General features: G+C 60.8%; 19 protein-coding genes and 3 pseudogenes. 13 read left to right on the plus strand and 9 right to left on the minus strand.

The window, feature by feature from the left end; genetic code table 11:
• Positions 1-177 precede the first annotated feature (177 nt).
• Entirely contained in the window at positions 178-2211 is a 2034-nt protein-coding gene (locus NKH67_RS31435; RefSeq protein WP_352474948.1) for a hypothetical protein, read from the minus strand.
• 872 nt (positions 2212-3083) lie between these two features.
• Here NKH67_RS31435 and NKH67_RS31440 point away from each other — a divergent pair.
• Complete coding sequence (locus NKH67_RS31440; RefSeq protein WP_352474947.1) at positions 3084-4223, plus strand: acyltransferase family protein; 1140 nt, start codon at positions 3084-3086, stop codon at positions 4221-4223.
• Between the two features lie 518 nt (positions 4224-4741).
• Positions 4742-5629 carry a LysR family transcriptional regulator gene (locus tag NKH67_RS31445; RefSeq protein ID WP_352474946.1) on the plus strand — a complete coding sequence of 296 codons (888 nt, stop codon included), beginning with the start codon at positions 4742-4744 and terminating at the stop codon, positions 5627-5629.
• A 37-nt stretch (positions 5630-5666) separates the two neighbouring features.
• Here NKH67_RS31445 and NKH67_RS31450 read toward each other — a convergent pair.
• The 3 genes and pseudogenes from NKH67_RS31450 to NKH67_RS31460 all read right to left on the minus strand — a co-directional run bounded on the left by NKH67_RS31450 (position 5667) and on the right by NKH67_RS31460 (position 8093).
• Positions 5667-5880 (minus strand): annotated as a pseudogene (locus tag NKH67_RS31450) (DUF2274 domain-containing protein).
• Positions 5846-6910 (minus strand): hypothetical protein, encoded by a 1065-nt coding sequence (locus tag NKH67_RS31455; RefSeq protein WP_353032674.1) that lies wholly within the window; start codon positions 6908-6910, stop codon positions 5846-5848. The pseudogene NKH67_RS31450 and the gene NKH67_RS31455 overlap by 35 nt, the downstream one beginning before the upstream one ends.
• Before the next feature lie 279 nt (positions 6911-7189).
• Positions 7190-8093: pseudogene (locus tag NKH67_RS31460) on the minus strand (sugar phosphate isomerase/epimerase family protein).
• A gap of 688 nt (positions 8094-8781) precedes the next feature.
• Here NKH67_RS31460 and NKH67_RS31465 point away from each other — a divergent pair.
• From NKH67_RS31465 to NKH67_RS31480, 4 genes are all read left to right on the plus strand, one after another.
• Complete coding sequence (locus tag NKH67_RS31465; protein WP_352474941.1) at positions 8782-9969, plus strand: magnesium transporter; 1188 nt, start codon at positions 8782-8784, stop codon at positions 9967-9969.
• Positions 9970-10456: 487 nt separating this feature from the next.
• Entirely contained in the window at positions 10457-11731 is a 1275-nt protein-coding gene (locus tag NKH67_RS31470; RefSeq protein ID WP_352474940.1) for a tetratricopeptide repeat protein, read from the plus strand.
• Positions 11728-12552, plus strand: a complete 825-nt coding sequence (locus tag NKH67_RS31475; protein WP_352474939.1) for a FecR family protein — start codon at positions 11728-11730, stop codon at positions 12550-12552. The genes NKH67_RS31470 and NKH67_RS31475 overlap by 4 nt, the downstream gene beginning before the upstream one ends.
• Before the next feature lie 15 nt (positions 12553-12567).
• Entirely contained in the window at positions 12568-14613 is a 2046-nt protein-coding gene (locus NKH67_RS31480) for a CHASE2 domain-containing protein (RefSeq protein WP_353032677.1), read from the plus strand.
• A 98-nt stretch (positions 14614-14711) separates the two neighbouring features.
• Here NKH67_RS31480 and NKH67_RS31485 read toward each other — a convergent pair whose 3' ends face one another.
• Positions 14712-14960, minus strand: a complete 249-nt coding sequence (locus tag NKH67_RS31485) for a hypothetical protein (protein WP_352474937.1) — start codon at positions 14958-14960, stop codon at positions 14712-14714.
• Positions 14961-15359: 399 nt separating this feature from the next.
• Between NKH67_RS31485 and NKH67_RS31490 the strand changes: the two genes are divergently transcribed.
• From NKH67_RS31490 to NKH67_RS31500, 3 genes and pseudogenes are all read left to right on the plus strand, one after another.
• On the plus strand, positions 15360-15605 hold the full coding sequence (locus NKH67_RS31490) for a type II toxin-antitoxin system VapB family antitoxin (protein ID WP_353023341.1): 246 nt from the start codon (positions 15360-15362) through the stop codon (positions 15603-15605).
• Positions 15605-16033 carry a type II toxin-antitoxin system VapC family toxin gene (locus NKH67_RS31495; RefSeq protein WP_352475136.1) on the plus strand — a complete coding sequence of 143 codons (429 nt, stop codon included), beginning with the start codon at positions 15605-15607 and terminating at the stop codon, positions 16031-16033. The genes NKH67_RS31490 and NKH67_RS31495 overlap by 1 nt, the downstream gene beginning before the upstream one ends.
• A 157-nt stretch (positions 16034-16190) precedes the next feature.
• A pseudogene (locus tag NKH67_RS31500) lies at positions 16191-16854 on the plus strand (IS5 family transposase); the annotation flags it as partial.
• A 24-nt stretch (positions 16855-16878) separates the two neighbouring features.
• On the opposite strand, the gene NKH67_RS31505 reads toward NKH67_RS31500, so the two are convergent.
• From NKH67_RS31505 to NKH67_RS31515, 3 genes are read right to left on the minus strand one after another with little or no spacing between them, the layout of a single operon-like run.
• Positions 16879-17670, minus strand: a complete 792-nt coding sequence (locus tag NKH67_RS31505) for a sugar isomerase domain-containing protein (RefSeq protein WP_352475024.1) — start codon at positions 17668-17670, stop codon at positions 16879-16881.
• Between the two features lie 37 nt (positions 17671-17707).
• Entirely contained in the window at positions 17708-18478 is a 771-nt protein-coding gene (locus NKH67_RS31510) for a GntR family transcriptional regulator (protein WP_352475026.1), read from the minus strand.
• The gene (locus NKH67_RS31515) at positions 18475-19350 is read right to left on the minus strand and encodes an ROK family protein (protein ID WP_352475028.1); all 876 of its coding nucleotides are present in this window, start codon (positions 19348-19350) and stop codon (positions 18475-18477) included. The genes NKH67_RS31510 and NKH67_RS31515 overlap by 4 nt, the downstream gene beginning before the upstream one ends.
• 485 nt (positions 19351-19835) lie before the next feature.
• Between NKH67_RS31515 and NKH67_RS31520 the strand changes: the two genes are divergently transcribed.
• Genes NKH67_RS31520 through NKH67_RS31530 form a run of 3 tightly spaced genes read left to right on the plus strand, consistent with a single transcriptional unit; the run spans position 19836 to position 22931 of the window.
• On the plus strand, positions 19836-21128 hold the full coding sequence (locus NKH67_RS31520) for an ABC transporter substrate-binding protein (RefSeq protein WP_352475029.1): 1293 nt from the start codon (positions 19836-19838) through the stop codon (positions 21126-21128).
• A 43-nt stretch (positions 21129-21171) separates the two neighbouring features.
• Positions 21172-22062: a carbohydrate ABC transporter permease gene (locus NKH67_RS31525; RefSeq protein WP_352475031.1), complete on the plus strand. Its 891-nt coding sequence runs from the start codon at positions 21172-21174 to the stop codon at positions 22060-22062.
• Positions 22059-22931: a carbohydrate ABC transporter permease gene (locus NKH67_RS31530; RefSeq protein WP_352475032.1), complete on the plus strand. Its 873-nt coding sequence runs from the start codon at positions 22059-22061 to the stop codon at positions 22929-22931. The genes NKH67_RS31525 and NKH67_RS31530 overlap by 4 nt, the downstream gene beginning before the upstream one ends.
• 376 nt (positions 22932-23307) lie before the next feature.
• Here the strand turns inward: NKH67_RS31530 and NKH67_RS31535 are convergent, their stop codons facing one another.
• Positions 23308-24294: a LysR family transcriptional regulator gene (locus NKH67_RS31535; RefSeq protein ID WP_353032683.1), complete on the minus strand. Its 987-nt coding sequence runs from the start codon at positions 24292-24294 to the stop codon at positions 23308-23310.
• 97 nt (positions 24295-24391) lie between these two features.
• Between NKH67_RS31535 and NKH67_RS31540 the strand changes: the two genes are divergently transcribed.
• Entirely contained in the window at positions 24392-25240 is an 849-nt protein-coding gene (locus NKH67_RS31540; protein WP_352475033.1) for an SDR family oxidoreductase, read from the plus strand.
• Positions 25241-25263: the final 23 nt, after the last annotated feature.

A 25263-nucleotide genomic window follows, 5' to 3' on the forward strand; every position in this document is an offset into this window, starting at 1 on the left:
AGGCCGCATCAGAGGCCGGACAGATGTCAGCACCCGACTACGCGCCGCTATACTGCCTTTCGAAGATTCTTCTTGCGCTCACGGGAGCGTCCACAGATGTGCTGAAGGTTCTGCAAATTCGCTGAGAGAGGGCGGTCATGGATGACGTCCAGCGCTGGTGCCAGTCGAGTATTGCGCTCACTTCGCGACCCAGCCTGTATCGTCTGTCCCGGCTTCCTTTACGTACAGAGTTGTGCCTGGTCCGCCATCGGTTCTCGTGTAAAGCGATCCGACCTGGGCTTCGACTTTACCTTCGGGGCTACCATCGCCACTCGTCCAGAAGACGTCGCCATTGCCCGGACGCACATACTGAATATAGCCGTTTGTCCATCGCGCTTTGTTCGATCCTAAATCGAAAGCAGTATCCGCTCCTGCCATCATCCCGCGCTCCCCAAAACTGCCTGAGGTGACAAGGGCTTGTTTGCCGCCATCAAAATAAACCAGATCAATCGCCGTCGAACAATCCGCCCGCTTTCCCGTGGCGCGGGCAACAATGGACCCGGCCGGCCGTTTTGTCGTGCCATCCTCGTTGCAAGAAACATAAAACGCAACGCTCACCCCGCGCCTTTTATTCAGGTCTCCCCCGTTGTGCAGTGACAGGCTTTCGCTTACGCCACTCGCAGGAGTGGCGATATGGACAGGGCCGGAGGTTGCCAGAGACTTGAAATTGCTGGCGACTCCGTTTCCTACCTGCAGCCCGTTCCCGATTAAGCCGGCACCTCGGAAGCCACCGAGACTCATATTCTTGTCACTGAAAACGGCCGGCGGCTGGTTGGGTTCACCCAGATAGCCACCGAAGACAGTTGAACTGCTGTTGTCATCTGAGACGACGATAGGACCGCCGCGAACCCACTCCAATTTGTTACTTGGCGTCCACTCGCGATATCGCCCAACTACGCCGCCGGGGCGTTCCAGTGCCCAGACTCTTTCGTTTGTGCCCGGCTCGGTCTCTTGCAGCTCAGCCAATGTCTCCGACACCGCGTAATAGCGGTTTCCCTTATAGCTACAGCAGGAAAGAAGTCCGTTGCCATGTGCGCCGCAGGCAAACCAGTCACAGCCGAGGAAGGAACTGTCGTAGATCCCAGCCCCACGATTGTGGTAGCATGTCAGGCCCATCCCGTAGCCGCCATTCACGTCAGAGCTATCTACAAAGACCCCGTGTTGGTTTCCGGCAATGTATCCGCGTTCGATCCGCCAGAAGTTGGCATTCCCCCTTCGTTCGGGCTCGTTAGACCTGCTGTCTGCAACGATGTGGATCCCATTGCCTGGAAAATTAATGACATTGACGTCTCGCAGCAGCGAGCGAGTCCGCAAACGGATACCGTGCTTGGTCCTGTCAGTGCCTCCGAGAGATCGAATGCTGATACATTCGATCAATGATCCCCCTGCACTCGAGGTGCCGGGTGCCTGGATCCTGTCATCGACTGTGTCGCTTCCATTTATCGTGATTCCGTCGGTATTCTGCGGAAAGATCATTTCAGTGCAGAAGTCACCTGCCGTTCCTGCTGCGTTGCGGCCGACCAGATGGGTTCGATTCTTGAGATTGACAGCTTTCGAGAAATAATATTGACCGTATTCAAGCTGAATTCTGCCGCCCCCATTCCGGCTGGTATTGAGCGTCGCGAGATAAGCGAGACTCGCCTGGATCGCAGGGACGTTGTCGGTCCCGGATATCAGCATCTGGTCTGGTGCGGTTCCCGCGTAGGCAGCGTCGGGCCTCCCGCCGAACATTTCAAGCACAACCTCATAAGTTTTGAGCTGCCACCGGCGTGTGCCATCATTGGAGAGAACTTGCCAGGGTGTGATGACACCGCTGTTTTCTACTTCGACCGCTAATGGCCAAGCGCCACCATCGCCAACGGCAGCATAGCCGTTCGTACGCAAAGCACTAATGCCGATTGGAACAGAGAGCGCCGACAGGCCCTCTACGGTCGCGTAAATAGGGACGTTCCCTTGGCTCACGGCGTCACTGGCAAGGCCGCTCAATAGAGCTCGCAATGCTTCGACGATATCGGAGTTTGCACCGCCTTGCGCCGCGGCATCTATCGCGGCCTGAGCGGCCTGAACGCTGGTCTGCTTTGTCTGAGCTAAATCGGCGTTAACTGAGCGATGAGAAGCCAAGGGGCCGGTCGCCACGAGGCCAAGAAAACCTCGGCGGTCTATGTTCAACATGTCCAGGTACTCCCTCCGCAGCATAGTTGGCCTGCTGGACGTAGATGCCTTCCAACTTTGGCTGGATGGTGGCGCGATTTCGCATCTGCGCAGTGCTGGTATGCGGGGCAGTGTCGGTATCTGAGGGGAAAGCCGACGTGCATCATTTTTGAATGTAGGGCGGCTTTGTCCGAAGTGCCGAGAGGCAAGCCCCGCGGATAATAACAGCTGCTTCATTTACAATGCGCGACGGATCCGCATCCAAGCGGAAAGAGTGCACCTTTCGACAATTGTGACCAGTTCTCGGCCGCAGCAATAAGCCAAGTCCTTGAAATGCTTTAACGGGCTTCGCTTAGCGTCGTGTGACGCAAGCGACGGTATGCGTGTTGAGCGACAAGGTCTCCAGGGTGTTACCGGCTACCACAGCGTCCAGCGCATCGTCCTGACCAGCTTATCGGGCTCGTTTAAGAGGGAAGAACACATGACATTCGATGAAGCAATGGAAACGGCCGCGATACCAAAACTCGTGAGACCCGAGGGTGGACAAAGCAAACGGTACGCTACCACGAATATCCCAATGCCTAGTTCTGGAGCGCCACGTTCTGAACCGGCCGGAAGGCGTGGACATAGGTGATCTTCTGCGTCGTTTGCGATATGAGCCAACGGCCGAGGACAAGGCCGCGACCGACTGGCGGCTTGCTGAAGAGGGCGAGGAAGCTTGGTCCAACCTTTGAGTTCAACTTGGTGTCGGAGGATGACACAGTTCGGTTGAGATCGCTCCGGCCGACGCATCTGATTTTCTTAGTCTAAACGCTTTGCAGGTGGTGGAAACCAGCGGTTGCGGCGTGTAGTCGCTGATGTTAGTCTCCCCTTGGGCTTTGGGGAGCATTTACATGCAAATTTTGAGGCGGGTTTGGGCCGCCGTTTCATCTGGCGTGGCGGCAGATAACCGGCTTGCGCAACTACAATCGTATAATATCTGGTTCGACTGGCTTCGCTTTCTTGCCGCTCTGGCGGTAGTTCTGACCCACACCAGGACACGGCTGTTCGTCGAATATTCCGAACTGGAAGCATCAAGCCGGACAATTTTCACAACCTTATGGTATTCGCTCACTCGTCAGGGCCACGAGGCGGTTCTGGTGTTTTTCGTCCTAAGCGGCTTCCTTGTTGGAGGCCCGGCCATTCGCAGAGCTCTGTCCAAGGACTTCAAACCTCTCGACTACGCGCTCGACAGATGCGTGCGAATTCTCGTGCCCCTGGTCCCTGCCATTATGCTCACAGGGTTTGTGGCCGCCTGGATCGGGCTGCCGATGGAGGTTTTCAACATCGCTGGCACCCTGCTTTCGCTTCAGGGCGTCGTCGTGCCCGTGCCCGAGGCAAACTACGCCCTTTGGTCGCTCAGCTACGAAGTGTGGTTCTATGTTCTGGGTGGCGCCATCGCCTACGCAATTTCGCACCGAGCCGGACTGGCGCTGTGGCCCTTGTTGGTCATGGCCGTCGCAATTGCAGTTCTGTCGCAGCTCAAAATTCTCTACACATTTATTTGGTTTGCCGGCGCGGCGGCTTTCGTTTTTCGGTCGAGCATTCCGAGGCCCGTGATCCTGATCGGTGGCGCCGTCCTGGCTTTTCTCGGTACCGCCACCTACCAGCTCACGAAGCCTAACACGCTGATTGAAGATGCAACTGCCGGCATCGGGTTCGGCATTGTGGCTGGGGAAATCCTGCTGAGCATCGGTGTCGCGCTCTTCCTCTCCAGCCTTTCGTCCGTTCGGACGCGGTTCGATAGCAACAGGATCATTCGGTGGGGGCGCCCATTGGCGGGCTTCTCGTATTCTCTTTATCTGATCCACTTGCCGGTCTTGAAGCTTCAACCAATCGTCGACTGGAAAGAGGTGACGGTCACCACCTTCAGCTATTACTTGCTGACGGTATTTGCGTGCCTGTTCGCGGCTTTCATGTTTTCTCGGCTGTTCGAGATGACAGGGCCATCAATCAAGACGATGCTCCGCAGAACCGCCACTGGGCCAACCTAAACTTCGCGTTTCCTGGGCCGTTTCCGGCACTAACTGATCCCAGTCAGATCGATGCTCTGGACGCTGTTAAAAGCCGCCGACCACCTGGAAGCCCTGCTCGTTGGACACATGGGCCGCTCTCAGGTTGGAATATAGGGCGGGATGGTTCGTGAGAATGCGCAGCCGGTGCGGTTGTTGCCCGCGCTGATGAGGCCAAACGCCCTATCGTCGAGTCCCCCGGCTTCCAGATCGAAGAGCGATCCTTATAACGTGCAGCCATACAGCACATCGGGGTGCGGCTCTCCGTCGCGCGACTGGAGGCGAAGTAGAGATTGAAACGCATGCTCAGCAATCCGCCATGACCGACGGCCGGCTAGAGACGTCGTTCGTGCAAGCAAAAAGTTCTTGCTGCACATTGTCTTAGTTGTTGTTCCTGGGAAGGATGATCTCATCCAGTGTCAATACTGAGATTTGGCTATAGCCGCAGTCGTCAAAAACGCTCAAAAGTCTTGCGAACATCGCTAGTTACCTGAGCAGAGATGCGGAGCTCCATTCAACTCGCGACCCTCAATTATGCACTTGTGGTCGCCGAGGAGGGCAGCTTTCTGCGCGCCTCGCGGCGCGCCGGGATCGATCACACCGCGCTCAGCCGGCGCATACGCGATCTCGAATACGCAATGGGAAGCAGGATATTTCATCGCCATGCTCGCGGCGTCGACCCAACCCCGGCCGGTGAGCGCTTCCTGGACCGTCTGCGCTCCGTGCTGCTCGAGCTCGACAATACTCTCACCCTGGCCAGGACCGGCATCAAAGATGAACAACAAAGGCTTTCCATTGGCTCCAACGGAATGATCCTCGCGGGGCGTGCGTTGGATGCAATCATCGCGTTCGGGCAATGCCATCCAAATGTGACTATCAGCTTGATCGAGGGCTCACACCCTGAACTTGGGGCGGCTTTGGGCAGGGCGGCGATCGACGTTACCCTCACCTCCTCTTCCCGATCGACTGGCGGCGCATTCGAACTGACATTGTGGCAGGATTCTCTGGCCGTCGTTCTTGCTTCAGATCATTCTCTCGCAACCCGTCCCGTGATCGAGTGGCGGGAGTTGGACCAGGAAACGTTGCTCGTGGGCAAGGGCGAAGCATTTCTGCTCGCCGACGCTCTTGGAAGCCGCGTGCCGCTTCCTGCAATCGTCGAACATCACGTCAGTGCGGGCATCCTTTTGCGCCTTGTCGAAAACGGGCTTGGAGTCGCTCTGATCCACGACGGAGAGGCCAACAGCGTTCCTGAAGGTGCGGTCTGCCGTAAGCTGCGGATCGGGGGCAAACCAATCCAGATCTCCAATCTAGCCCGTTGGCGCCCGGACAACGCAAACCCTGCCCTGCCGATCTTCATCGCATTTCTTCGTGATCGGTATTCGTCCTGACGCTCATGCGACCAGCATGGCCCGAACAGTCACGGCTTCAGGGTCCGTCGGCTCTGGCAAACGCTCTGTCAGCTGTCATGAGCCGGGTCAGCATCGGCGCGATCAGCTTTGCCGGATCGGCGATTGCCTGGCCGCTCTCACGGACAAGCACATCGGCACTAGACGAGACCGCGATGAACGGCGCCGGGCAGTTCGGCCGTGATCTTGACCGGACGGTCATCGGGAATGGCGGAGAGTTTCGGCTTGGTCATGACGGATCCTTCGGCGCCGCACCCGGTCAGCACCAAAGCCTTCGGCGATGCGCACCAAGTCGCTGAGCGCTGAACGGATTTGTGGCCAGGGGAACTCGGAGCATTCCTCCCATGCCTCCCCTTCGCGCAACACGGCATCGAGCTTGCCGGCCACGCCAGCGAGAGTCGTAGCGTGGGTGGTTGAGAAGGCTCCCAGAAGATCCTTCGCCCGGTCGCAAGCCTCGCGTTCGGCCCTGAGCGCAGCGGTGTAACCTGTCTCCTCGGCCGCCGCATTCCAGCGTGCTTGGTGCATTGCGAACTCCGTTTCGGCCTTCTCTCGGAGAGCGGCCGTATCCGGCCCGTTGCCGAGCACTTCATTGAGCCCCTCGATCGAGTGGACCGTTACCTGCTCACCTTCGGGCACGCGGAGGGTCACACAAGGAAAGCCGACGCTCTCGGCAAGCCTTGTCTCTAAACGCTGCTGCTTGCGGCAAAGCCGCTCGGTCTGTTTGTGGACCCTCTCCCATTCCCGCCAAAGCGCCACTGCAGGATCAGAACGCACATTCGTGCTGCCGGCGCCGCTTGCGGGCGCGTTGCCTTCGAGCGTCCACGCGGTGGTGGCCACGACTGTTCCCTCAAGCACTCGCCTGCGGGTGACGTAAGGCGGAGTCGTGGTATTGTCGGAATCACCCATGATCCGAGCTCCATTAGCTTGGGTTGTGGTCAGGCTGACTGGAGTGTTGGCGCACTCCGGCCAGCCGCCGCACGTGCGATGCAAGTGCTGTGCACGTGCATATCTATGCGCCTTTTGAAACTGAATATCAAGCCGCAGAGCGAAAATGACAAAAAAGCCGTTCACCACCCGCCTTGATCCGCCGGTGTTGGCCTTGGCGCAACAGCTTGCAGAAGCGGAGCGGCGTTCGATCACCTCGGTGATAGAACTCGCATTGATCGAGTACGCGGAACGGCGCGGAATCAAGATAAGTGCGACGGAAAGCGAATAGTCAGAAGCGGGCTGCGGACGCCGCCAAGGTACTGGATTGGCGAGCACGCATGCGATCACACGGAGCAGAAATCAGCCGACGGCCCTGCTGGCCACAAGTACGTGACTGGCACGTTTCCGGCCCCTGCCCACGCTCGACCGCCACGGACCGGCCAACCAAATGCTGGCCGGCCTATCGCAGACCGGCACGCGCACTCTTCTTACAATCTCATCGAAAACAGGATCGACAAAACTCGTCACGGTCGATCTTCCAATGCGGACGACTCGCTGCCAACGAGTTCGGCAGCTAACCGAATTGGCAGCACCAACGCGGCGGATTTCCGACCCTTATTCCGCCGCTCCGCTCTCAGCGCGATGGTTGAGGGCGATGAGGTTTTTTGCCCGGACCAGCCAATCGGGCTGCTCATTGCGGTAAGGGGGTCCGATTCTCATGATGAGACTCCGGCAAGAAGACCAGCTCGCTGAAGATGTCATCCCGTTCGATATCGCCCTAACCGAGGAGTAAGGGCAGGTACCCAGACCTAGCGCTGCATTCTCCTGCGAGAGGTAGGTTCGATGGAGACCTTGTGGGCCCGAAGGAACCATGGACATGCAGGTGGCCCGTCACCGGCGCCATGGCCCGCAGCTGCTCACGGAAATTCAGGCCGCGATGGGTCGATTCACTATAAGCGTGACTGAATCGATGAGCGCCACCAGATTCACATGGCTAACCGCCTTTGCCGTCTGCGCCACCTCGGCCGAGGTCTGCCGGCACGGACCCGGGTCCATGGCGAAGAGGTTCTCGAAGGTGATGCGCACACCATAGGGCTTGCAGAACTCGGCAAGCTCGAACAACGCTTCGCGTTCGCGTTCCTCCGCACCGGCTCGTTCGAGAACCTGGTCGGCGCGAAAATGCCCACTATGCTCGACAAGGACGCGCGCATCGATCCGATCGCAAATTCGACCAGGGCCTTGGCAGCATCAATCTGGTAACGGTAGACCGCCGGGTCCGTGAGGTTCGATGAGACGACGCGGTGAACCGTATAGCGGAAATCTAACTGCCTCGTCAGCGCGATAAGCCTCTCGGCTCTCTCGGGGACGACGCGGCCACCGACCATGAGGTCGAGGGTCGTCAGTTCCAGTTCGACGGCTTCGACGCCCATCTCGGCAAGGCTTCGAAAGTCCGCTTCAAGGCTCTCCATCTGCCATTGGAAGAGACTGAGTTAAAACCTGCGGCGATAATGTTGCTCATAAGCATCCACCAATGACGGGCGGCTAGGAATGCCAGGCCGGTCCGGATCATTTGTCAGGTGAGATGGCAATTACAGAACCGATGCCATTCTCGAAACGAGTCTTCGTCACCCCGAGTGCGATCGAGCGGTCTACGCTATTGCCAGTGGGCCTACATAAACTCGGATCGGACCGCGACGACCTCGAGTCTCACAAAGCAGACTGCCTGCCCCCGAACCTGGAAGCTCTCAAGAGCACCTCTCGTTCAGACAGATTTGATACTGAGAACCCCTTCTCAAGCTAAACTATTACAGGTTTACGCAAATCACCTTGTCATCGTGGCGAATTCATCAGCCTCCAGAGCTGGAGGAACTGGCAAGATGCGCGGCATGAGGCAAATCAATTCGACCGTCGGAGGCCCTGCCGCTGCAGAGTTTCCGGGTTTGCGTTTCATTGCTGCGGCGTGCTCGCAGATCCCAGGAAAAGACCGGTGAAGTTCGCAACACGTTGAATTCTCGGCGACACGCAGAGGTTACAGCTCGCCTTTATGTACGCCGCAACGGCTCAGATCTGTCTGGGTTCGGTCCACTCGGCGCCCGAGAGGCGAAGATTTCGGGATCGAGGCGCTTGAGCCACTGCGCGCCAGACAGAGCGATCCGATCCGTGTCATACTGTCAGGCAAGACACTAGCAATTTGGGGGCCGCAGCAAATGAAAGAAGAGAACGACGTTCAGAAGTTGGTGCGCACGCTGCGTGCTCGAGCCCCTGATGACGCAGCTGAATTGCTGGCCCGAGAATCTCCCGAGTTCATCCGCGACACACTAAAGCTGTTGCCGGACGGGCACGCCCGTAAGGTGGCCGAGCATTTGCCACCGCATATGCGGCCCATCAGGTCTCATGGCGGTGGCAAGGATTTCGCGGTCCCCGATTCGCTCGTCGAGCTTATGGACTCGATTCCCGCCAGCGTTCCTGTGGCGACGACGGTTGCCGCCGCAGTGGAGGCGGTCAGACGCGCCCAGGTGCCGACCGAGCTCACTTATCTCTACGTCACGGACGAGGGCAATAAGCTGGTTGGCCTGGTGGTCCTGCGCGATCTGATGCTGAGCGAAGCGGACGCGACGGTGGATCAGATCATGCTGCCCAGGCCGTTCGCCCTTAACGTCGGTCTGTCTTTGAGCGACGCCTGCAAGGCAGCAGTACGCCGTCAGTACCCTGTCTATCCGGTGGTGGACGCGGAGAACCGGCTGCTCGGGCAGGTTCGCGGCTGGCGCTTGTTCGAGCAGCAAATCATCGAGATTTCCGCCCAGTCTGGGCAGATGGTGGGTGTCCAGAAGGAGGAGCGTTCTTTTACGCCGCTGTTTTCAGCCTTCTTGAAGCGTCATCCGTGGCTGCAGCTGAACCTGTTGACGGCCTTCATGGCCGCTTTCGTGGTCAGTTCATTCACAGGCACGATCGAGAAGATCGTCGCCCTGGCGGCGTTCCTCCCGGTCTTGGCCGGGCAGAGCGGAAACACCGGCTGCCAGGCACTCGCTATGACGCTGCGTGGCCTTGCCCTGGGGGATGTGGACAAACGACCGAAGCTGCACCTGGTGATGCGGGAGGGCGCGCTCGGGATCGCCAACGGCGTGCTCGTCGGTCTTGTGGCGGCTGCGGCGATGTGGTTCTACGCCTCGCGGCAACCGGAATCGGCGGCCCAGGCGCCAATGCTGGCACTTGTGATCCTGCTCGCCATGTCCGGATCGTGCCTCATGTCCGGAATCTCCGGCGTGCTGATCCCGTTGGGCCTGCGCCGGGTCGGCGCCGATCCGGCGGTCGCCTCGGCGATCTTCCTCACCACCGTGACCGACATTGTAGGCATGGGCCTGATGCTGGGGCTGGCCACCATGCTCGTGCTGTAGCAAGACGCGTCCGGTGACGCGTCCCTGGGAGTCGGGGGCGATAAGCTGACCTAGTCGCGTTCAACGAAACAGCAAGAGCCAGGCCGCATCGCGCACGCGTCGTGAGAAGCACCTTCCGGCAGCTCTCCGACCCCTTGCGCAACGCGACGGAAGACCTTTGGATGAGCCGTGGGTGAGCTTGAAGCCTCATTCGGTGACCAGATACGCGCAGAATCGCGCAAACAATATTAATCTTGTCGGGTGTGCGATCCGCCACTGATGATGATTTGAGTTAGTTGCCACTGGTGCCGAATACTTCAATTATGTACAGCAACGCTGAGAAGATGTTTCGACAACCAGCGCAGCCGAAATACGAATAAACCCGATAGTTTGTTGCGCCGCTGCAACAGCTGCTGAAACTCGCATGGTCTGGTGACAGTTCAGTCGCCTTTTTCTTGGAGCCGTGCTAAATCCTTCGCACTAGTCGGGTTTGGGGTGGGTTCTCGGCATGCAATCTTCGTTTCGAACGATCTTCGGCTTCGCCGCGGCGCTGCTTTGTACCGGCGTATTGCCGGCCGGCGCACAAGGTCTTTTTACGGCATATGACGATGCGTTTTCGGCCCGCATCGCCAGTCCGTCCGACAACGGAACGCTCGCCCAGTTCGTCACGGTTGCCGTCAACGCGGGACAATACGATCAGGCGATCTCCTCAATCGAGCAATATCTGATCAAATATCCCCGCGATGCGCGCGCCCGGCTTGCGGCCAGCCGGTTGTACTATCACGTCGGCTCCTATGAATTGGCCCGGCGGCAGGTGCAGTACGGCATCGAAGTCGGCGGCCTGAGCGCAAGTGAGCAGCAGGAAGCCGTTCGCCTGCTCGCCCGCATCGAGCGCGCGTTGCGTGGCGTCACCTGGGAACTCGCCCTGACCGGCGGCGTGTTCAGCGCATTTACCGATTTTGAGCCCGGCGGGGCGCAGGACGACGACAGCTTCGTCTCGCCCTATGGGCGGGCGGAAGGCTTTGTCCGGTGGGACCTCGGCACGCCAAGCGCCGACGCTCTCGTCCTTTCAGGGTCGTTGACGGCGACACAGCGCTTTTTCACGGAAGACCTGTCGGTTCCGGGCAGCGAGAAGACTTTCATCCACGGCAACGCCGCGATCACCTGGGACAAGGGGCTACCCAACAGTGGGATCGATTCGCTGCGCCTGCTGCTTTCGGCGTTCACAGTTACGGATCGTTTCGACAGCGATATCCACGAGACCGGAATCGGCGTCAGTGGGCGCTTTCTTGTGCGCCCGACGGTCGAAACGACGCTTTTCGCAGGCGGCGGCTACATCGATCTAAGCGCCTCGCAAGGCATTTTCGCCGATAGCAGGGTTTTCTATGAGGCAGGCGGCAGCTACCGCTTCCGCAATGGCCAGGCGCTCGGACTGCGCTTTGTCGGCTCGAATGACTTCGCCTCCGGATCTGGCGAAATCGGCCACAGCTACACGGGCGAGGTCCGCTATGGCGGCCTGTTGATGAACGTACCGGATCTGTTCGCATGGTCGCACCAGATCGCCTTTTCGGCCGGCCACAGCAACACTCCCGATCTGTCCGTCGGCATCGGCACAAATATCAAGAGCGACTTCTGGCGCATTGCCTCGGAAAGCGATTTTCAGCTGACGGAGGCGCAGAAGATCAGCGTCGATCTCGCCTATCGCGAAACCAACTTCGACATCGCCAACCGCGACCGAAAATCGCTCGAAATGCTCATGAGCTACACGTTGACGCTCAATTGAAAGAGGCCGCGATGAGGACCCCGTACCGTCAGATCGCCATTTTTATCGCCTGCCTTGCCTTTGCGGCACCTTCCGCCGCTGAGACGGTCGGGTCGATGACGGCCTACCAGACCAACATCGTCCGCAACAACGGCGGGACAATGAACGTTGGGGCCGGCGTCGAACTCGGCGACCAGCTGCGCAGCAATCCCACCGGTCTTGGAATGCTGGTGTTCCGGGACGAATCGAGCGCCAAGATTGGTCCGAACACCAGCCTGACGATCGATGAATTCGTCTACAATCCGGGCTCCGGATCGGGAAAGATCGACATCGGGATGAACAGCGGCCTGGCCCGGTTCTATGGCGGCCAGGTTTCGAAAGGCGGCGTCATGCAGGTTGCGACGCCGCATATGGTGCTCGGAGCCAGAGGCGGCATCATCGAAGTGCTGGTGGCAGCCGGCCAGACCGTGGGCATTCTGCGCGCCGGCCGCATGACCTGCACGATCAATGGCAAACGGCTGGTCATCACAAACCCAGGCTACGCCTGCACATCGGAAGATGGCAAGCTGCTGACCGGCTACGGCGGAATCGACACCTTCCCGATATTGGACAGCATCGACCGGATTGCCGGCACCGGCCTGCCAGGCGAACCGGGTCCGGGACTGGATGTAAGCGCGCTTTGTGCGTCGGCACTCGGCGGCTCGCTCAAAATCTGCGACTCCACCGACGGCGCATTGCCAGGAGTGGTCATGGAGTTCCCCGACACCCCAACGCCACCCGTGGGCGGCGGCGTGAATAAGGGCGAGTGTGAGGGTGAGGGTTGCTGCAACTACTGCGAATAGGGCTGGCCGCACGACATGAGCCTCTTGGTCGGTTGGCGCTGGGCTGATTGGCGGCAAGCAGGCAGGCGCAAAGTATCCGGCCTTGTGGTCGTGCTCCTGCTGCTCGCTTGCCATTTGGCTTTTGACGGGCCGTTGTCGCGCCTGCGCGAACGCACGTACGACTTCTACCAGTTCCTCGCCCCACGCGAGGCGACGAGCAATCCTGTCGTGATCGTCTCGATAGACGACGCCAGCCTCAAGGCACATGGGCGATGGCCCTGGAACCGAGGCCTCTTGGCCGATCTGGTCGATGGCATCACCAAATCCGGTGCCGCGGTCATCGGGCTTGCGCTGGTCCTGCCCGAGGCCGACACCTCGCCTGAGGGCATCGCCGGAGACAAGCGCCTGGCAGCGGCACTGGCCAAAAATCGAACGGCGCTTGCTGTCAGCCTGGGCAACGAGGCGACGGTTTCAGAAGCAGGGCCCAAAGCTGGCTGGTCGATCGTCGGACAGGTACCCGACACACTTCCCGGCTTCGCCGGCCTGACCGGCTCGCTTGCCGAATTCTCGAACGCCGCCGCGGGCCTCGGCGTAATTCGCACCTTGCCCGATCCCGACGGCGTACTGCGCCATGTGCCGCTGCTGTGGCTTCGCAATACCGCTCAAGGCGTGCAGCTGTGGCCGTCCTTCGCGCTCGAGCTTCTGCGCCTTTACGCCGGGCAGGACGGCTACATAGCCCGGATGAATGCCGCCGGGTTCGACGCACTCAGGATGACCGGCGCCATCGTGCCGCTCGAGGCGGAGGGGAGCATCCGCCTCTGGGAAACCGCCACGGATACGCCCCGTCTATCTGCCAGCACTATCCTTTCGGGCGGCAGTGATCCGCGGCTGCGGGACGCCATCGCCATTGTCGATCTGTCGGCTGTGGGACTGACGCAGTACCTGCCCACCCCGACACGTCCAGCGCGACCAGGCGCGGACATCCACGCCGATGCAATCGGCCAGTTGCTTGCCGGGCGCTATCTGACAGAGCCGCCGCATGCGCGTACGGTGGAGCGGCTCTGGTTTGTCCTCAGTGCCGTCATTTTCATCGGACTTTCCGGAGTGCTCGCCGGGCGTGTCGTGCTTGGTGCCCTGGCTCTCGTGCTGCTGGCCGTCACGCCGTTCGTGTTCGGCGCTCTCGAATACAGCCTGCAGGGTGCACTCTATGACCCGCTGCAGCCGGCGCTTGCGACGATCCTGGTAGCCGGCTTCGAAGGCTATGTTCTCTACAGGCGCAGCGAGCAGCGCCGGTCCACCCTGGCACGGCAGTTCTCCCAGTATCTGTCGCCTTCCGTGGTGCAGCGCCTCGCAAGCTCAGACACCGAAGCGATCCTGTCCGGCGAGAAGCGCGAGATCACGATCCTGCTCAGCGACATACGCGGCTTCACGACGATGAGCGAACAACTCGATACCCAGGAAATCGCAAAGGTGGTCAACCACTTCCTCGGCATTGCGACCGATGAGATCCTCAAGCGCGACGGCACCATCGACAAGTTCATGGGCGACGCGGTGCTCGCTTTCTGGAACGCGCCGCTTGATCAGCCGGACCATCGCGAACGCGCGCTCGACGCGGGCCGTGCCCTGATCGAACGGGTGAAGCGTGAAGACGCCGCCTTCAGCGCGGACGGCCACCCCTCCATCGCAATCGGCGTCGCCATCGAGACGGGCATGTGCTCGGTAGGCAATTTCGGCTCCGAACGGCGCTTCGATTACACCGCGATCGGTTCGCCGGTGAACCGCACGGCTCGGCTCGAGTCGACGACCAAGAAGCTGGGCATCCCCCTGGTGCTTGGTCCCGGCTTTGCGGCAGGAGCATCGATGCCAGTCGTCCAGGCGGGCGCCTTTGAACTCCAGGGTTTCAAGGGCGAGGTGCCGGTTTTCACCGTTCCGGAGATGCAAGCTGCTCACCAACGTATGAGCCGCGAAGTAGAGAGCCAGCGCGGTGAGCAATCTGGCGCCCCTGCCGTGGTGGTTGGTTCGCCGCCATCCGTGCAAATGGCACCGCCTGATCTTGCACCCCGAACCCGAAGCACACGCTGACCGGATCCAGCGGATCGCGGGTGCCGATCTGCTTTGTGAACTAATACTGCTGGGGAGGCCTAGGTGTCATCAAACGGCCCTTTAATTACGGGTGGCTGTCAATCCGGATCAGCGCGACAGCCGATGAGACGCGGATAGACGGCGAAGGGATCCGTCGAGGTAACCCCGGCAATGAATGTCGAGGCCGCCGTATTTTCGAGCGAGAAGATAGGCGGTGTTATCCAGTTCACCACGAATGGCAGCACGGCTTCGTTGAGTTCGCCGGCGCCATGATGTGGAGGCAGCGCGTGGTTCAGATTGTTTATCCTCGCCGCCGGATCATGCGCTCGGGATGTTCCCAAGAGCATCCAGCCGTAGCACTCCCCGAGCTGCCCTAACGAGAGAGTTCGCTGGGCCGGGATTATGGCCGTTATGAACCTGACGTAATTGATGCAGCTGGCGCTGGCCTCGTCGGGCGCGTGGGCGGTCTATCGACATCAATCGGTCGCCGCGGATGTTGGGATGCGCATGCGTCGGCGCACGTAGCGTCGATACGCCTTGGGCATGTGGGCGTTGACAGTGACATGGCCGGAGCGACGTGTTTCAGACGCCGAGCAATTCCAAGGACTGAGCACCAGAACCGACCCTCCCGACGGATTTTCGCGAGCTGGATTCCTCCCTCCCTCCTTATCAAAACCGCCGCTCGCGAATTCGCTGGCGAGTATATCTCCGATATGATATACATATATCGCTCAGAGGATATACAAATGCCGCTCTTCATTCGCGATCCCGACGTCGATGCCATGGCCGTCGAGCTGCAGCAGATTACCAAGGCGCGCAGCAAGACCGAGGCCGTCAGAACCGCCTTGCGCCATGAGATCGAGCGCAACCGCGGCAGCGTCCCGCTGCGCGAGAGACTTGCCAAAGTCAAGGAAATGGCGCGGCGGATCGGGCCGGCCAACCCTGATTTCGATATGAAGAAATTCACCGACCAAATGTGGAGCGACGACTGATGTTCGTCGATGCCTCGGTGATCGTTGCCATCCTGAACGAGGAACCTGGCGCGGAAGAACTGGAAAAGCGGCTCGCGGCCGCGACCAAGCCGCTGTATACCTCCCCGCTCGTCCGGTTCGAGGCAGTCCAGGGTCTCGCGCGAGCGTCGGCCGAAGCCATCAAAAAAAACGCCAAGCCCACGGCCGACATGCTGGCGCAAGCCCGTGATACCGTCGACGCCTTTTTGATCGAGATCGCCGGCAAGGAAATCATGATATCCGGCGATATCGGCGACCGGGCGATCGAAGCCAGCATGAAATACGGCAAAGCAGTCGGGCACAAAGCCGATCTCAATTTCGGCGATTGTTTTGCCTACGCTTGCGCGAAGGCTCACCGGCTTGCCCTGCTTTACAAGGGCAATGACTTTTCACAAACTGATCTGGCGTAAGGCTTTCCTGGCCTTGCATCGCGGCGCAAGAGCCGATGCGCCCTTTTGCATGCTTTGGGCGAATCGTCGTCTTTCATGGTTAAACGCAATATTACGAGGAACGTTCGCTGGAGCACTGGTTTTCTTCGGCACGATCACCGTCCAGGCACAGCGGGCAGACGGCATCTTCTGGGTGCTGCGATCGGGTGCGCCATGGCGCGATCTGCCCGAGCGCTACGGCCCACGCACCACCTGCTACAATCGCTTCGTTCGATGGCGGAAAGCAGGTGTGTGGGACCGCCTCATGCATGGCATCACCAAAGCCCATGATGCAACGGTGCAGATGATCGACACCTCCATTGTTCGCGTCCATCAGCAGGGTGCGATGGCAAAAAGGGGAATCGAGATCATTGTCTCGGTCGTTGCCGATGCGGGCTGACGACCAAAATCCATGCTCTTGTCGACGCCGAAGGCAGGCCGATCAAGCTGACGCTCACGGCAGGTCAAATGAGTGACATCGCCTACGCAGCGGACTTGATCAAGGATTTGCCCGAGGGTGCCATGCTGCTCGCCGACAACGGCTATGATGCCAACACCTTGCGCAATGCCGTCACCGAGCAAAAGGCATGGCCAACATCCCGCCCAAGGCCAACCGCAAGGACCCGATGTGCTTCAGCCCCCTCCTCTACAAGGCCCGCAACCTCGTCGAACGCTTCTTCAACAAGGCCAAGCAGTTCCGTCGCATCGCAACTCGATATGACAAGCTGGCAGAAAACTACCTTGCTGCCCTAAAACTCGTCTCAACTCGCAACTGGCTACGCGGTGATGAGTCTACGTCCTAGCGTTTTGCGTGCCCTCCCCGGTTGTCATTCGCCGCGCATGGTCGCCTGGAAGGTCGGCAGGTGCTTCTTCTGTGCCTCGAGCATTTTCTCGCGATAGACGCCATAGATGACGTCGGTGTCGTGCAGTGTGACGCCGGCAATTGTCGGCGAGGCAAAAACCGGCAGTTCGATGCCGCGTTTCGAAAGCGCCTCGGCGGTGCGGGCGATCAGCTCATGCGCCAGGATCATGGCAAGCACGGTCGACGAACCGGAGACCGGACGGCTCCAGCCCTCGACCGGCACGATGGCATCCTCGATCGGCGAGCAGGTGTCGATGACAAGGTCGGCGGCATCGGCAAGCCGTTTGCCTGAAGAGTGCGTCGCCGGCTTGTCGAGATTGTTCTTGCTAGTTATCGCAACGACGAAGATGCCGCGTTCTTTCGCATAAAGCGCGGTGTCGATGCCGGACGAATTGCGGCCGCTGTGGCCAAAGATGATGATCGAATCGCCTTTGTTCAGCGGCTGGTGGTCGAGGAATTTCTCGGCGTATTTCTCGGTCCGCTCCAGCCACAGAAGTTCGCGCACGCCGCCGGCGCCGAGCACGTTATGCCACATGACACGCGGGTCGGTCAGCGGATTGAAGCCGACATAGCTGCCGTAGCGCGGAAACACTTCCTGGACCGGCAACACCGAGTGGCCCGAGCCGTAAAGATGAACCAACCCCCCGCTCTCGAGGGTGTCGGCAAAGCGGCTGGCCGCTTCGCCAAAGGCTTCGGCATTGGCTTTCGAGGCCTGTTCGATGAGGGCGGCAAGGCGAGGTATGTAGAGATCGGACACGTCGGTACTCCTGTTATGTGTCGGCTTCGGTAATGGCTCAGCTTCTTGCGGTTGGCGCGGCGCGACCGGCACGCAGCGTCGAGCGGATTTCGTAGCGGTCGCCACGCATAACCGAGACGGTGAATTCGAACGGGCCACGCTCGTCGGTGGTGATGCGCTCGACCACGAAAGCGGGGCTCCCCGCAGGCAGATCGAGCAACTCGGCATCCGCCGTCCCGACCGCGCCAACACGGTAGTTTTCGCGCGCCGCGACCGGCACGATGCCGTAATGGCGTTCCAACGCTTCGTAGAGCGAGCCTTGCAACAGGCCGGCATCGAGAAAGCCGGGCACGCGCGCGGCCGAGAGTTGCGCAGTCTGAATACCGATCGGTTCGTTGTTGCCGAGCCTGAGCCGCCGGATGCGCACCACCGGATCGCCCTCCTCGATCTCCAGCGCTCCGGCCACGGCGGCATTGGCGGTGGTCAGGCTGCAGTCGAGCAATCGCGAGCCGGCGACCACGCCCATATTGCCCATTTCCTGCGTGAAGCTGGTGAGTTCGCGGGTGCCGGCGACCAGCGTGGTGGAGCGCACGAAGGTGCCACGGCCATGTTCGCGCCTGAGCAGTCCGTGCTCCTCAAGATTACGCAGCGCGTGGCGCAGCGTGATGCGGCTCACCCCGAATAGGGCGCACAGTCTGTCTTCGGCCGGAATCTGGTGGCCGGTCGCCCACTCGCCACTCTTCACGACGGCGCGGATGGCCTCTTCCACCTGATACCAGAGCGGCTCGGGCCTTCGGCGGTCGGGCAGCTGGAAGCTAACTTGGCTCATCTTATCTGCCTCCACTGTGCTCCGGCGAGACCGGCCAGCGAGGCGCCGACGAGACCGGCGCGGGAGCCAAATTCGCCGGACCGCAGCACGACATCGCGCAGATGCGGCGGCAGCTGACGCCGCAATGCCGCAAGCAGCCTCGGTCCAACGACGTCCAGCGCATCGGCAAGCCCGCCGGAAATCAGGACCGCCTGGGTGTCAAGCAGCGCGACCGCACCCGCCAAGGCAGTACCCAGCCGGCGCGCCGGCAGCTCCAATGCGTCAAGGGCGGCCGTCTTGCCACCCCGGGCCGCCTCGACCAGCCTGCCGCCATTGGCAAGCCCGATCTGGCGCGCCGCGGCGTCGAATGCCCGCCCGGAAGCGAAGCGCTCCAGCCAGCCGCCGCGGTCGTCGCCTTCATCCTCGATGTCGGCGCAGGCCCAGCCGAATGAGCAAGCGCCGCCACGTACGCCGGCGACGATGTGGTTATTGGCCAGAACGGCGGAGCCGATCCCGGTGCCGATCGCCAGCAGGATGGCATCGGACAGGTCTTTTGCGGCACCTTCGACCGCTTCGGCCAGCATGGCGACCTGCGCGTCATTGCCAACGGCAACGCGCAGACGAGGAAACAAGGCCGCGATGTCGATGCCGTCGAGATAGGGCAGGTTCGGAATCCAGCGGCAGACCGAGCCCTCGACAAGCCCCGGCACCGCTAAGCCAAGTGCCTCGACCGGACCGGCCTCGGCGCGCAACGCACCGACGCGGGCGACGAAGGCATCAAGACTTGCTGGTGCGGGCTCGCGGCTGAGCATCTCCAGCCAGCGAACATCGCCGGTATGGATAGCGGCGCGCAAGTTGGTGCCGCCAAGATCGATGGCCAGAACGCGTGTCATCGAGAGCGACTCCGACTGGCTGCCGCCCGGGCCTCGGAGCGCCAGGTCCACGACGCCACGGCGTCGTCGGCTCTGGTCGGCAGTGCGGTACAGACTCCGGTGCACGCGGCGCCAAAGCCGATCGGGCTGAGCGCAGCGTGTCGATGAACCATGCTTCGTCTCCCATTCGACATCGGCATCCTTTGCAAGCGGCGCCCGGCAGCCGAGAGGCTGCCTGTCTCCGCCGCGGCAACGAAAAGCGGCTCAGTGTCATTATAACGACATGACTTCGATCGCAAGAGGTTTTGGGGGATAGCCAGCAGTGAGAAACAGCTCGAGCCATAGCACTTAAACTCCTGTTTATTATCTGTGATCTCCCTTCACAAAACCGGAGTAAGAAAACGCCGCAACGCCGGCAGGAGCTCTCCACGAAGATAGCGCTTGCATCGTTGCTTCTGGTTGTCATAACGTCATGGACATCGCTGTGTGGCTATGCGGAGGGTCGGATGTCTTTGGCTTGGATTTCGAAACTGGCACTTGCTGCAGGGTTGTTGGCCTCGCCCACCATTGGTTGGGCCCAATCGGTCAACATCTCCTATCTGACCCACTGGTCGCCCGAAACGGTCGCTTTGCTGGACGCCGCGGCCAAGGACTACGCCAAGAGCGATCCGGATGTGACCGTCACCGTGCGCGCCGTTCCCTTCGGCGATCTCCTGACGACATTGCGTTCCCAGGGCGGCAGCTCGGACGGGCCGACGATCGGCGGCATCTATGATTTGTGGCTGCCCGAACTGGCGCGAGACAAGCTGGTCGCGCCGGCCCCCGATGCAGTTGCCGGCGAGGTCAAGAGTGCGTGGCCGGCCGGTGTCGTCAGTGCAGCCTCTGTTGGCGCCACGCTTTACGGCATTCCAAACGAGATCGACGTCTACGCGCTGAACTACAACAAGGAGCTGTTCAAACGGGCAGGCATTACAGCCGCGCCGAAGACCTGGTCCGAATTGAAGGATGCGGCCCAGAAGCTGACCAGGAAAGATGCCGGCCAGCAAGGCTTCGGCATGATCAATTCCTGGGCGGCGGGCGTCGTCCATCCCTTCGCCTCGCTGCTGGTCTCCAATGGCGGCGAGCTGGTCAAGGACGGCAAACCGATGCTCGACAGTCCTCAAGCCGGTGAGACTTTCCAGCTTTACGAGGACCTGATCAAGTCCGGCGCCAGCGATCCGGCGATGGCCACGGCCGACGCCAACACAACCGGCCCCTTCCTAGACAATTTCGTCTCCGGCAAGACCGGCATGATCATCATGGCCAACTGGTGGGAAAGCGCATTGAAGAGCGGCATGGGCGACAAGTTCTCCAATATCGCCACCGCACCCATCCCGGTCGGTCCGAGCGGCGACAAGCCGCACTCGATCTCCTATTCATGGATGACCGTCGTCAACGCCAAAGCCGGTCAGGCCGAGCAAAAAGCGGCATGGGATTTCCTGGTATGGCTGAACAGTCCGAAGTCCGGCAAGAACGGCGCATCGGCAATGTCGGATATTCTGATGTCGATGGGCATCCTGCCGACGCGGACCTCCGACATCGAAGCCCATAAGGACAAGCTCGGTTCCGAGTTCCTGTCCGGCTATGTCAGCGTGCTTGCTGACGCCAAGCCCTTCCCTGTCGTCCCGGGCGGCCAGGAGTTCAGCGAATCGCTGCAGCAGACGCTCGAGGCGTTGCAGTATGGGCAGCTCTCGGCCAAGGATGCGCAGGCGAACGCGCAGGCCGATGCCGTCTCGATCCTGGAGCGTGCCGCCAAATAGCGAAGGCGCTGTTTCGAGAGCCCGACGCTTTGGAAGCAGAGCGATGATCAAGAGCTATCGTGCCTCGGTGGGCATCATGCTGGCGCCCGCCGTGACACTGATTGGCGCTTTCATCCTGCTGCCGATGCTGCTCACCATCTGGCTGTCATTCCAGGACTGGTCGACGCAGACGCCTTTTTCCAATGCGAGCTTCATCGGCTTCGACAATTTTCGCGAAATATTCGGGCCGACCTCGGTCGGGCGGGATTTCAAGCGAGCGCTGCTCAACACCGCCATCTACACGGCATTGTCGGTGATGCTCATCCTGCCCCTTTCGGTAGTGTTCGGCTTGATGGTCCACCAGCGCGATGTCGCAGGCGGTACGGCGCTGCGGACCGTGTTGTTTTCCACCTACATGGTGCCGATGATCGCCGTGACGCTGGTCTGGTCGAAGCTCTATTCGCCGAGCGAAGGGCCGCTCAACCAGGTGCTCGGTCTCGCCGGCATCGGCCCGCAACTCTGGTTGTCCTCGCCAAGATCGGCGTTGATCTCGATCGTCGTCCTCAATGTCTGGCAGCAGATCGGCTATTTTACGGTGCTGGCCGTTGCCGGGCTGACCCAGATCCCAGGCAGTCTTTACGAGGCGGCGACGCTTGACGGCGCCAACCGGCGCGAACAGTTCCGCTTCATCACCTTGCCGCTATTGAGCCGCACGCTCTTGTTCAGCGCCGTCATTGCCATCATCAACGCCGTGCAAGTGTTCGAGCCGGTGGCGCTGATCACCCAAGGCGGGCCGGTCGGCTCGACCAACGTGCTGACCTACCATATCCGCCGAGTCGGCATCGAGCGGGCACAAGGCGGGCTGGGCTCGGCCATGGCAGTGATGCTGATGCTGTCGCTGATCGTCATTGTGTGTGCGCTGTTTGCATTCGCCAACCGGAAGGATGACGAATGAGCGCGCCGGGCCGCTCAGCATCGAGCCGGTTGGCGCGCAAACGCCTGGCGGGCCGCAGAGCACTGCTCGCCACGCTGATGCTGCTGGTTGCCGTGGCCTCCGCCTTCCCGCTGTTGTGGATGGTGCTCTCCAGCCTGAAAACGCCGGCCGAAACCATGCAGGTGCCGCCGGTGTGGATACCGCGCACGCCGACCCTCGAAGCGTACGAGAAAGTGTCCGGCGTCATCAATGTCGGTCGCTCGATGTGGAATTCGCTCGTGATCGCCACGATCACCACCGCCGGCATTCTGGTCACCAGCATGATGGCTGGTTACGCCTTCGCCAAGCATCACTTTCCCGGCCGCTCACTGCTGTTTTCGGTGCTGATCGCCACCATGTTCCTGCCGCCGATCGTCACGCTGATCCCGCTTTACCGTCTCGTCGGATCAATCGGCCTGAACGCCAGCCTTGCCGGTATTATCGTGCCCAATCTCGCCAATGCGTTTGGCATTTTCCTGATGCGCCAGTTTATAGCCGGCGTGCCCGACGATCTGATCGACGCAGCGCGGATGGATGGGGCGTCGGAACTCCTGATCCTGTTCAAGATCGTCGCGCCGAGCGTGGCGCCGGCAATCGCGGCACTGGCGCTGTTTGCCTTCGTCTATCACTGGAATAGCTATCTCTGGCCGCTGACCGTTCTACAGGGCAATGCACACGAATATCCGATCGTCATCAGCCTTAGTCGCCTGCTCAGCTACAACAGAGGCGCTCTCAACACGGGACTGGTGATGGCTGGCGCGACGCTTGCCGTGCTCCCGCCACTGGTGCTCTTCGTCTTGCTGCAGCGCTTCTTTGTGGATTCGATCGTCGGCCCGGCGGTCAAGGGATAGCGTGGGCGGCACTGCCGGCATCCGTCTGGCTGTCATCGGGACGCGCTGGTGCGCTGAACGGAGCTAAGCAGATGACCGCGTTCTGAGAGCCATCAGTTCATCAGTACAACGGGCCGCGAATGCCTCCACCACGTTAGCTGCAACTAGTGAATCGCACGCTTGGTACCCGCCCCAGGCCGTTTTCACAGCTCCCAGAAAAGCGGCGCGGCCCTGCTCGTTTGCAGACGTTCGGAAGGTCACGGGAAGGTAGTGATTGGACCCTGCGTTTAACGGTGACCTGCCTCATCTCGGGAAACTAGCCCCGATCGAGGAATTTGCGCCCCCGCGAGAAGCTCTCGCTCGAATAGTTGCTCGAACTCATGCGACGCGAGCTGGGTCAGAGCAGGACCGCGATCTTCAGCTGTTCGCTTCGCCCCGCTGCGGCTATTCCGCGCGAGGGCGTCGGCTTCGTTGATCTGGTTAGGGTTCTTTTCTTCCGCAGGTCCTTTACAACATCGAGAAAAGCCCGCAGGGCGGGCGGCACGGCTCGATGTCCGGGGTAGCAGACCGCAACTTCTTCCGGTGCTGGCGTCCACGCGGTCAGGACCTTGCGTAGCCGGCCATCGGACAACGCGGCTTCGGCGGCCCAATCCGCCACATAGGCGATGCCCAGACCCTCTATTGCGGCTTCGACCATCAGTTCCTCGTCATCAAAAACGATGGGGCCGTTTGCCCCGATCACCAGTTCCTGGCCTGCGCGTTCGAACTCCCATCGATAGAGCTTGCCGCTGGGCATACGGTGGCCGATGCAATGGTGGCGTTGCAATTCCTCGGGCGTTCCCGGCTCCCCGAAGCGATCGAGATAGGCGGGTGACGCGATACAGATGAACGTCAACGCGCGTGCAAACGGCACGGCGATCATGTCTTTGGGAATTGATGTGATGAGGCGCGCGCCGGCATCGAACCCGCTGGACACGATATCGATGAGCCGTCCCTCGACGACGATGTCCACGGTCACGTCCGGATGGGGCTCCGCCATCTGCGGAAGAACCGCGCGAACGAGAAGCCCGGCCACCAATCGCGGTGCGTTGATGCGGACCGTTCCTGCGACATTGCCCCGGAACCCCGCGACGCTGTCGAGCGCCTCGTCCAGCGAGGCGAGCGCCGGCTGAAGACGGTCGAGCAACCGGAACCCGGCTTCTGTCGGCGAGACGCTGCGTGTGGTGCGGTTCAGAAGTCGCACGCCCATGCGTTCCTCGAGCGCACGCATGGCATGGCTCAATGTGGAAGGTGCCGTGCCGATCTCGTCCGCTGCGCGGCGGAAGCTACGGTATGTGGCAACGGCGACGAAGGCGGTGAGATCGTTGAGCGACGGGCGGGGCATTGATGGGGATTTTGCATTGTCCCATGCCGATTTCAACGGCTAATGCGCGCAATGCGATTGCCCTATCTCCTGCCTGGATCAATTGGAGAAATGAGAAATGGAAAAGGCCTGGCTCATAACGGGTGTGTCTTCTGGTCTAGGCCGGCTGCTGGCGGAGAAGACCCTGATCAGGGGAGACCGCGTCGTCGGTGCCAGTCGCAGCGAGGACGCACTTCCCGACCTGCGTGCAAGTTACCCCGAACGGCTCCGCATCGTCGCAATGGACCTCAAGGACCAGAGCTCGGTCCGCGCCGCGGTCGACCGGGCCTTCGCGGCATCCGCTCGGATCGACATCGTCGTCAGCAATGCTGGCTATGGCCTGCTCGGCGCGGCTGAAGAGGCTGGCGATGTGCAGGTTCGGGACATCATCGACACCAATCTCATCGGCTCGATCACGCTCATCCAGGCGGCGTTGCCGCATCTGCGCAGCCAGGGTGGTGGTCGGATTCTACAGGTATCGAGCGAGGGAGGCCAGATCGCCTATCCGGCTTTCAGCCTCTATCACGCGACCAAGTGGGGTATCGAGGGGTTCGTCGAATCCGTGGCGCAGGAGGCTGCTCCCTTCGGCATCGAATTCAGCCTTGTGGAACCCGGGCCGGCGCGGACCGGGTTCGGCGGCAATCTCGCGCGGACCAAGCCGCTCGCGGCCTATGAGGGAACCCCCGCCGATCAGGTCCGCGAGGCGCTCCATGGGTCTTGGGTGATCAAGGGCGACCCCGACCGCATGACGGATGCAATGATCAGGCTTGCCGATCAGGATGGTCCGCTCCCGAAACGGCTGGTGCTCGGTGCCGAGGCCTATGCCGGCATCCGCAAGGCACTCGGCGGACGCATCGAGGAGCTCGACCGGCAGAATGACATCGCGGTTGCGGCGGATTTCACAGACGAGGAGTTGGCGCGGCTGTGACCCCCGGCTCCGGCCCGCTGCTC

The sequence above is a fragment of the Mesorhizobium sp. M0968 genome (assembly GCF_040319065.1).
Lineage (GTDB): Bacteria > Pseudomonadota > Alphaproteobacteria > Rhizobiales > Rhizobiaceae > Mesorhizobium.

Bases quoted from the DNA above. Each gene is read 5' to 3' on its own strand.
- NKH67_RS31435 (WP_352474948.1), bottom strand. From the start codon at position 2,211: ATGTTGAACATAGACCGCCGAGGTTTTCTTGGCCTCGTGGCGACCGGC.
- NKH67_RS31440 (WP_352474947.1), top strand. From the start codon at position 3,084: ATGCAAATTTTGAGGCGGGTTTGGGCCGCCGTTTCATCTGGCGTGGCG.
- NKH67_RS31445 (WP_352474946.1), top strand. From the start codon at position 4,742: ATGCGGAGCTCCATTCAACTCGCGACCCTCAATTATGCACTTGTGGTC.
- NKH67_RS31465 (WP_352474941.1), top strand. From the start codon at position 8,782: ATGAAAGAAGAGAACGACGTTCAGAAGTTGGTGCGCACGCTGCGTGCT.
- NKH67_RS31470 (WP_352474940.1), top strand. From the start codon at position 10,457: ATGCAATCTTCGTTTCGAACGATCTTCGGCTTCGCCGCGGCGCTGCTT.
- NKH67_RS31480 (WP_353032677.1), top strand. From the start codon at position 12,568: ATGAGCCTCTTGGTCGGTTGGCGCTGGGCTGATTGGCGGCAAGCAGGC.
- NKH67_RS31485 (WP_352474937.1), bottom strand. From the start codon at position 14,960: ATGCTCTTGGGAACATCCCGAGCGCATGATCCGGCGGCGAGGATAAAC.
- NKH67_RS31490 (WP_353023341.1), top strand. From the start codon at position 15,360: ATGCCGCTCTTCATTCGCGATCCCGACGTCGATGCCATGGCCGTCGAG.
- NKH67_RS31495 (WP_352475136.1), top strand. From the start codon at position 15,605: ATGTTCGTCGATGCCTCGGTGATCGTTGCCATCCTGAACGAGGAACCT.
- NKH67_RS31510 (WP_352475026.1), bottom strand. From the start codon at position 18,478: ATGAGCCAAGTTAGCTTCCAGCTGCCCGACCGCCGAAGGCCCGAGCCG.
- NKH67_RS31515 (WP_352475028.1), bottom strand. From the start codon at position 19,350: ATGACACGCGTTCTGGCCATCGATCTTGGCGGCACCAACTTGCGCGCC.
- NKH67_RS31520 (WP_352475029.1), top strand. From the start codon at position 19,836: ATGTCTTTGGCTTGGATTTCGAAACTGGCACTTGCTGCAGGGTTGTTG.
- NKH67_RS31525 (WP_352475031.1), top strand. From the start codon at position 21,172: ATGATCAAGAGCTATCGTGCCTCGGTGGGCATCATGCTGGCGCCCGCC.
- NKH67_RS31530 (WP_352475032.1), top strand. From the start codon at position 22,059: ATGAGCGCGCCGGGCCGCTCAGCATCGAGCCGGTTGGCGCGCAAACGC.
- NKH67_RS31535 (WP_353032683.1), bottom strand. From the start codon at position 24,294: ATGCCCCGCCCGTCGCTCAACGATCTCACCGCCTTCGTCGCCGTTGCC.
- NKH67_RS31540 (WP_352475033.1), top strand. From the start codon at position 24,392: ATGGAAAAGGCCTGGCTCATAACGGGTGTGTCTTCTGGTCTAGGCCGG.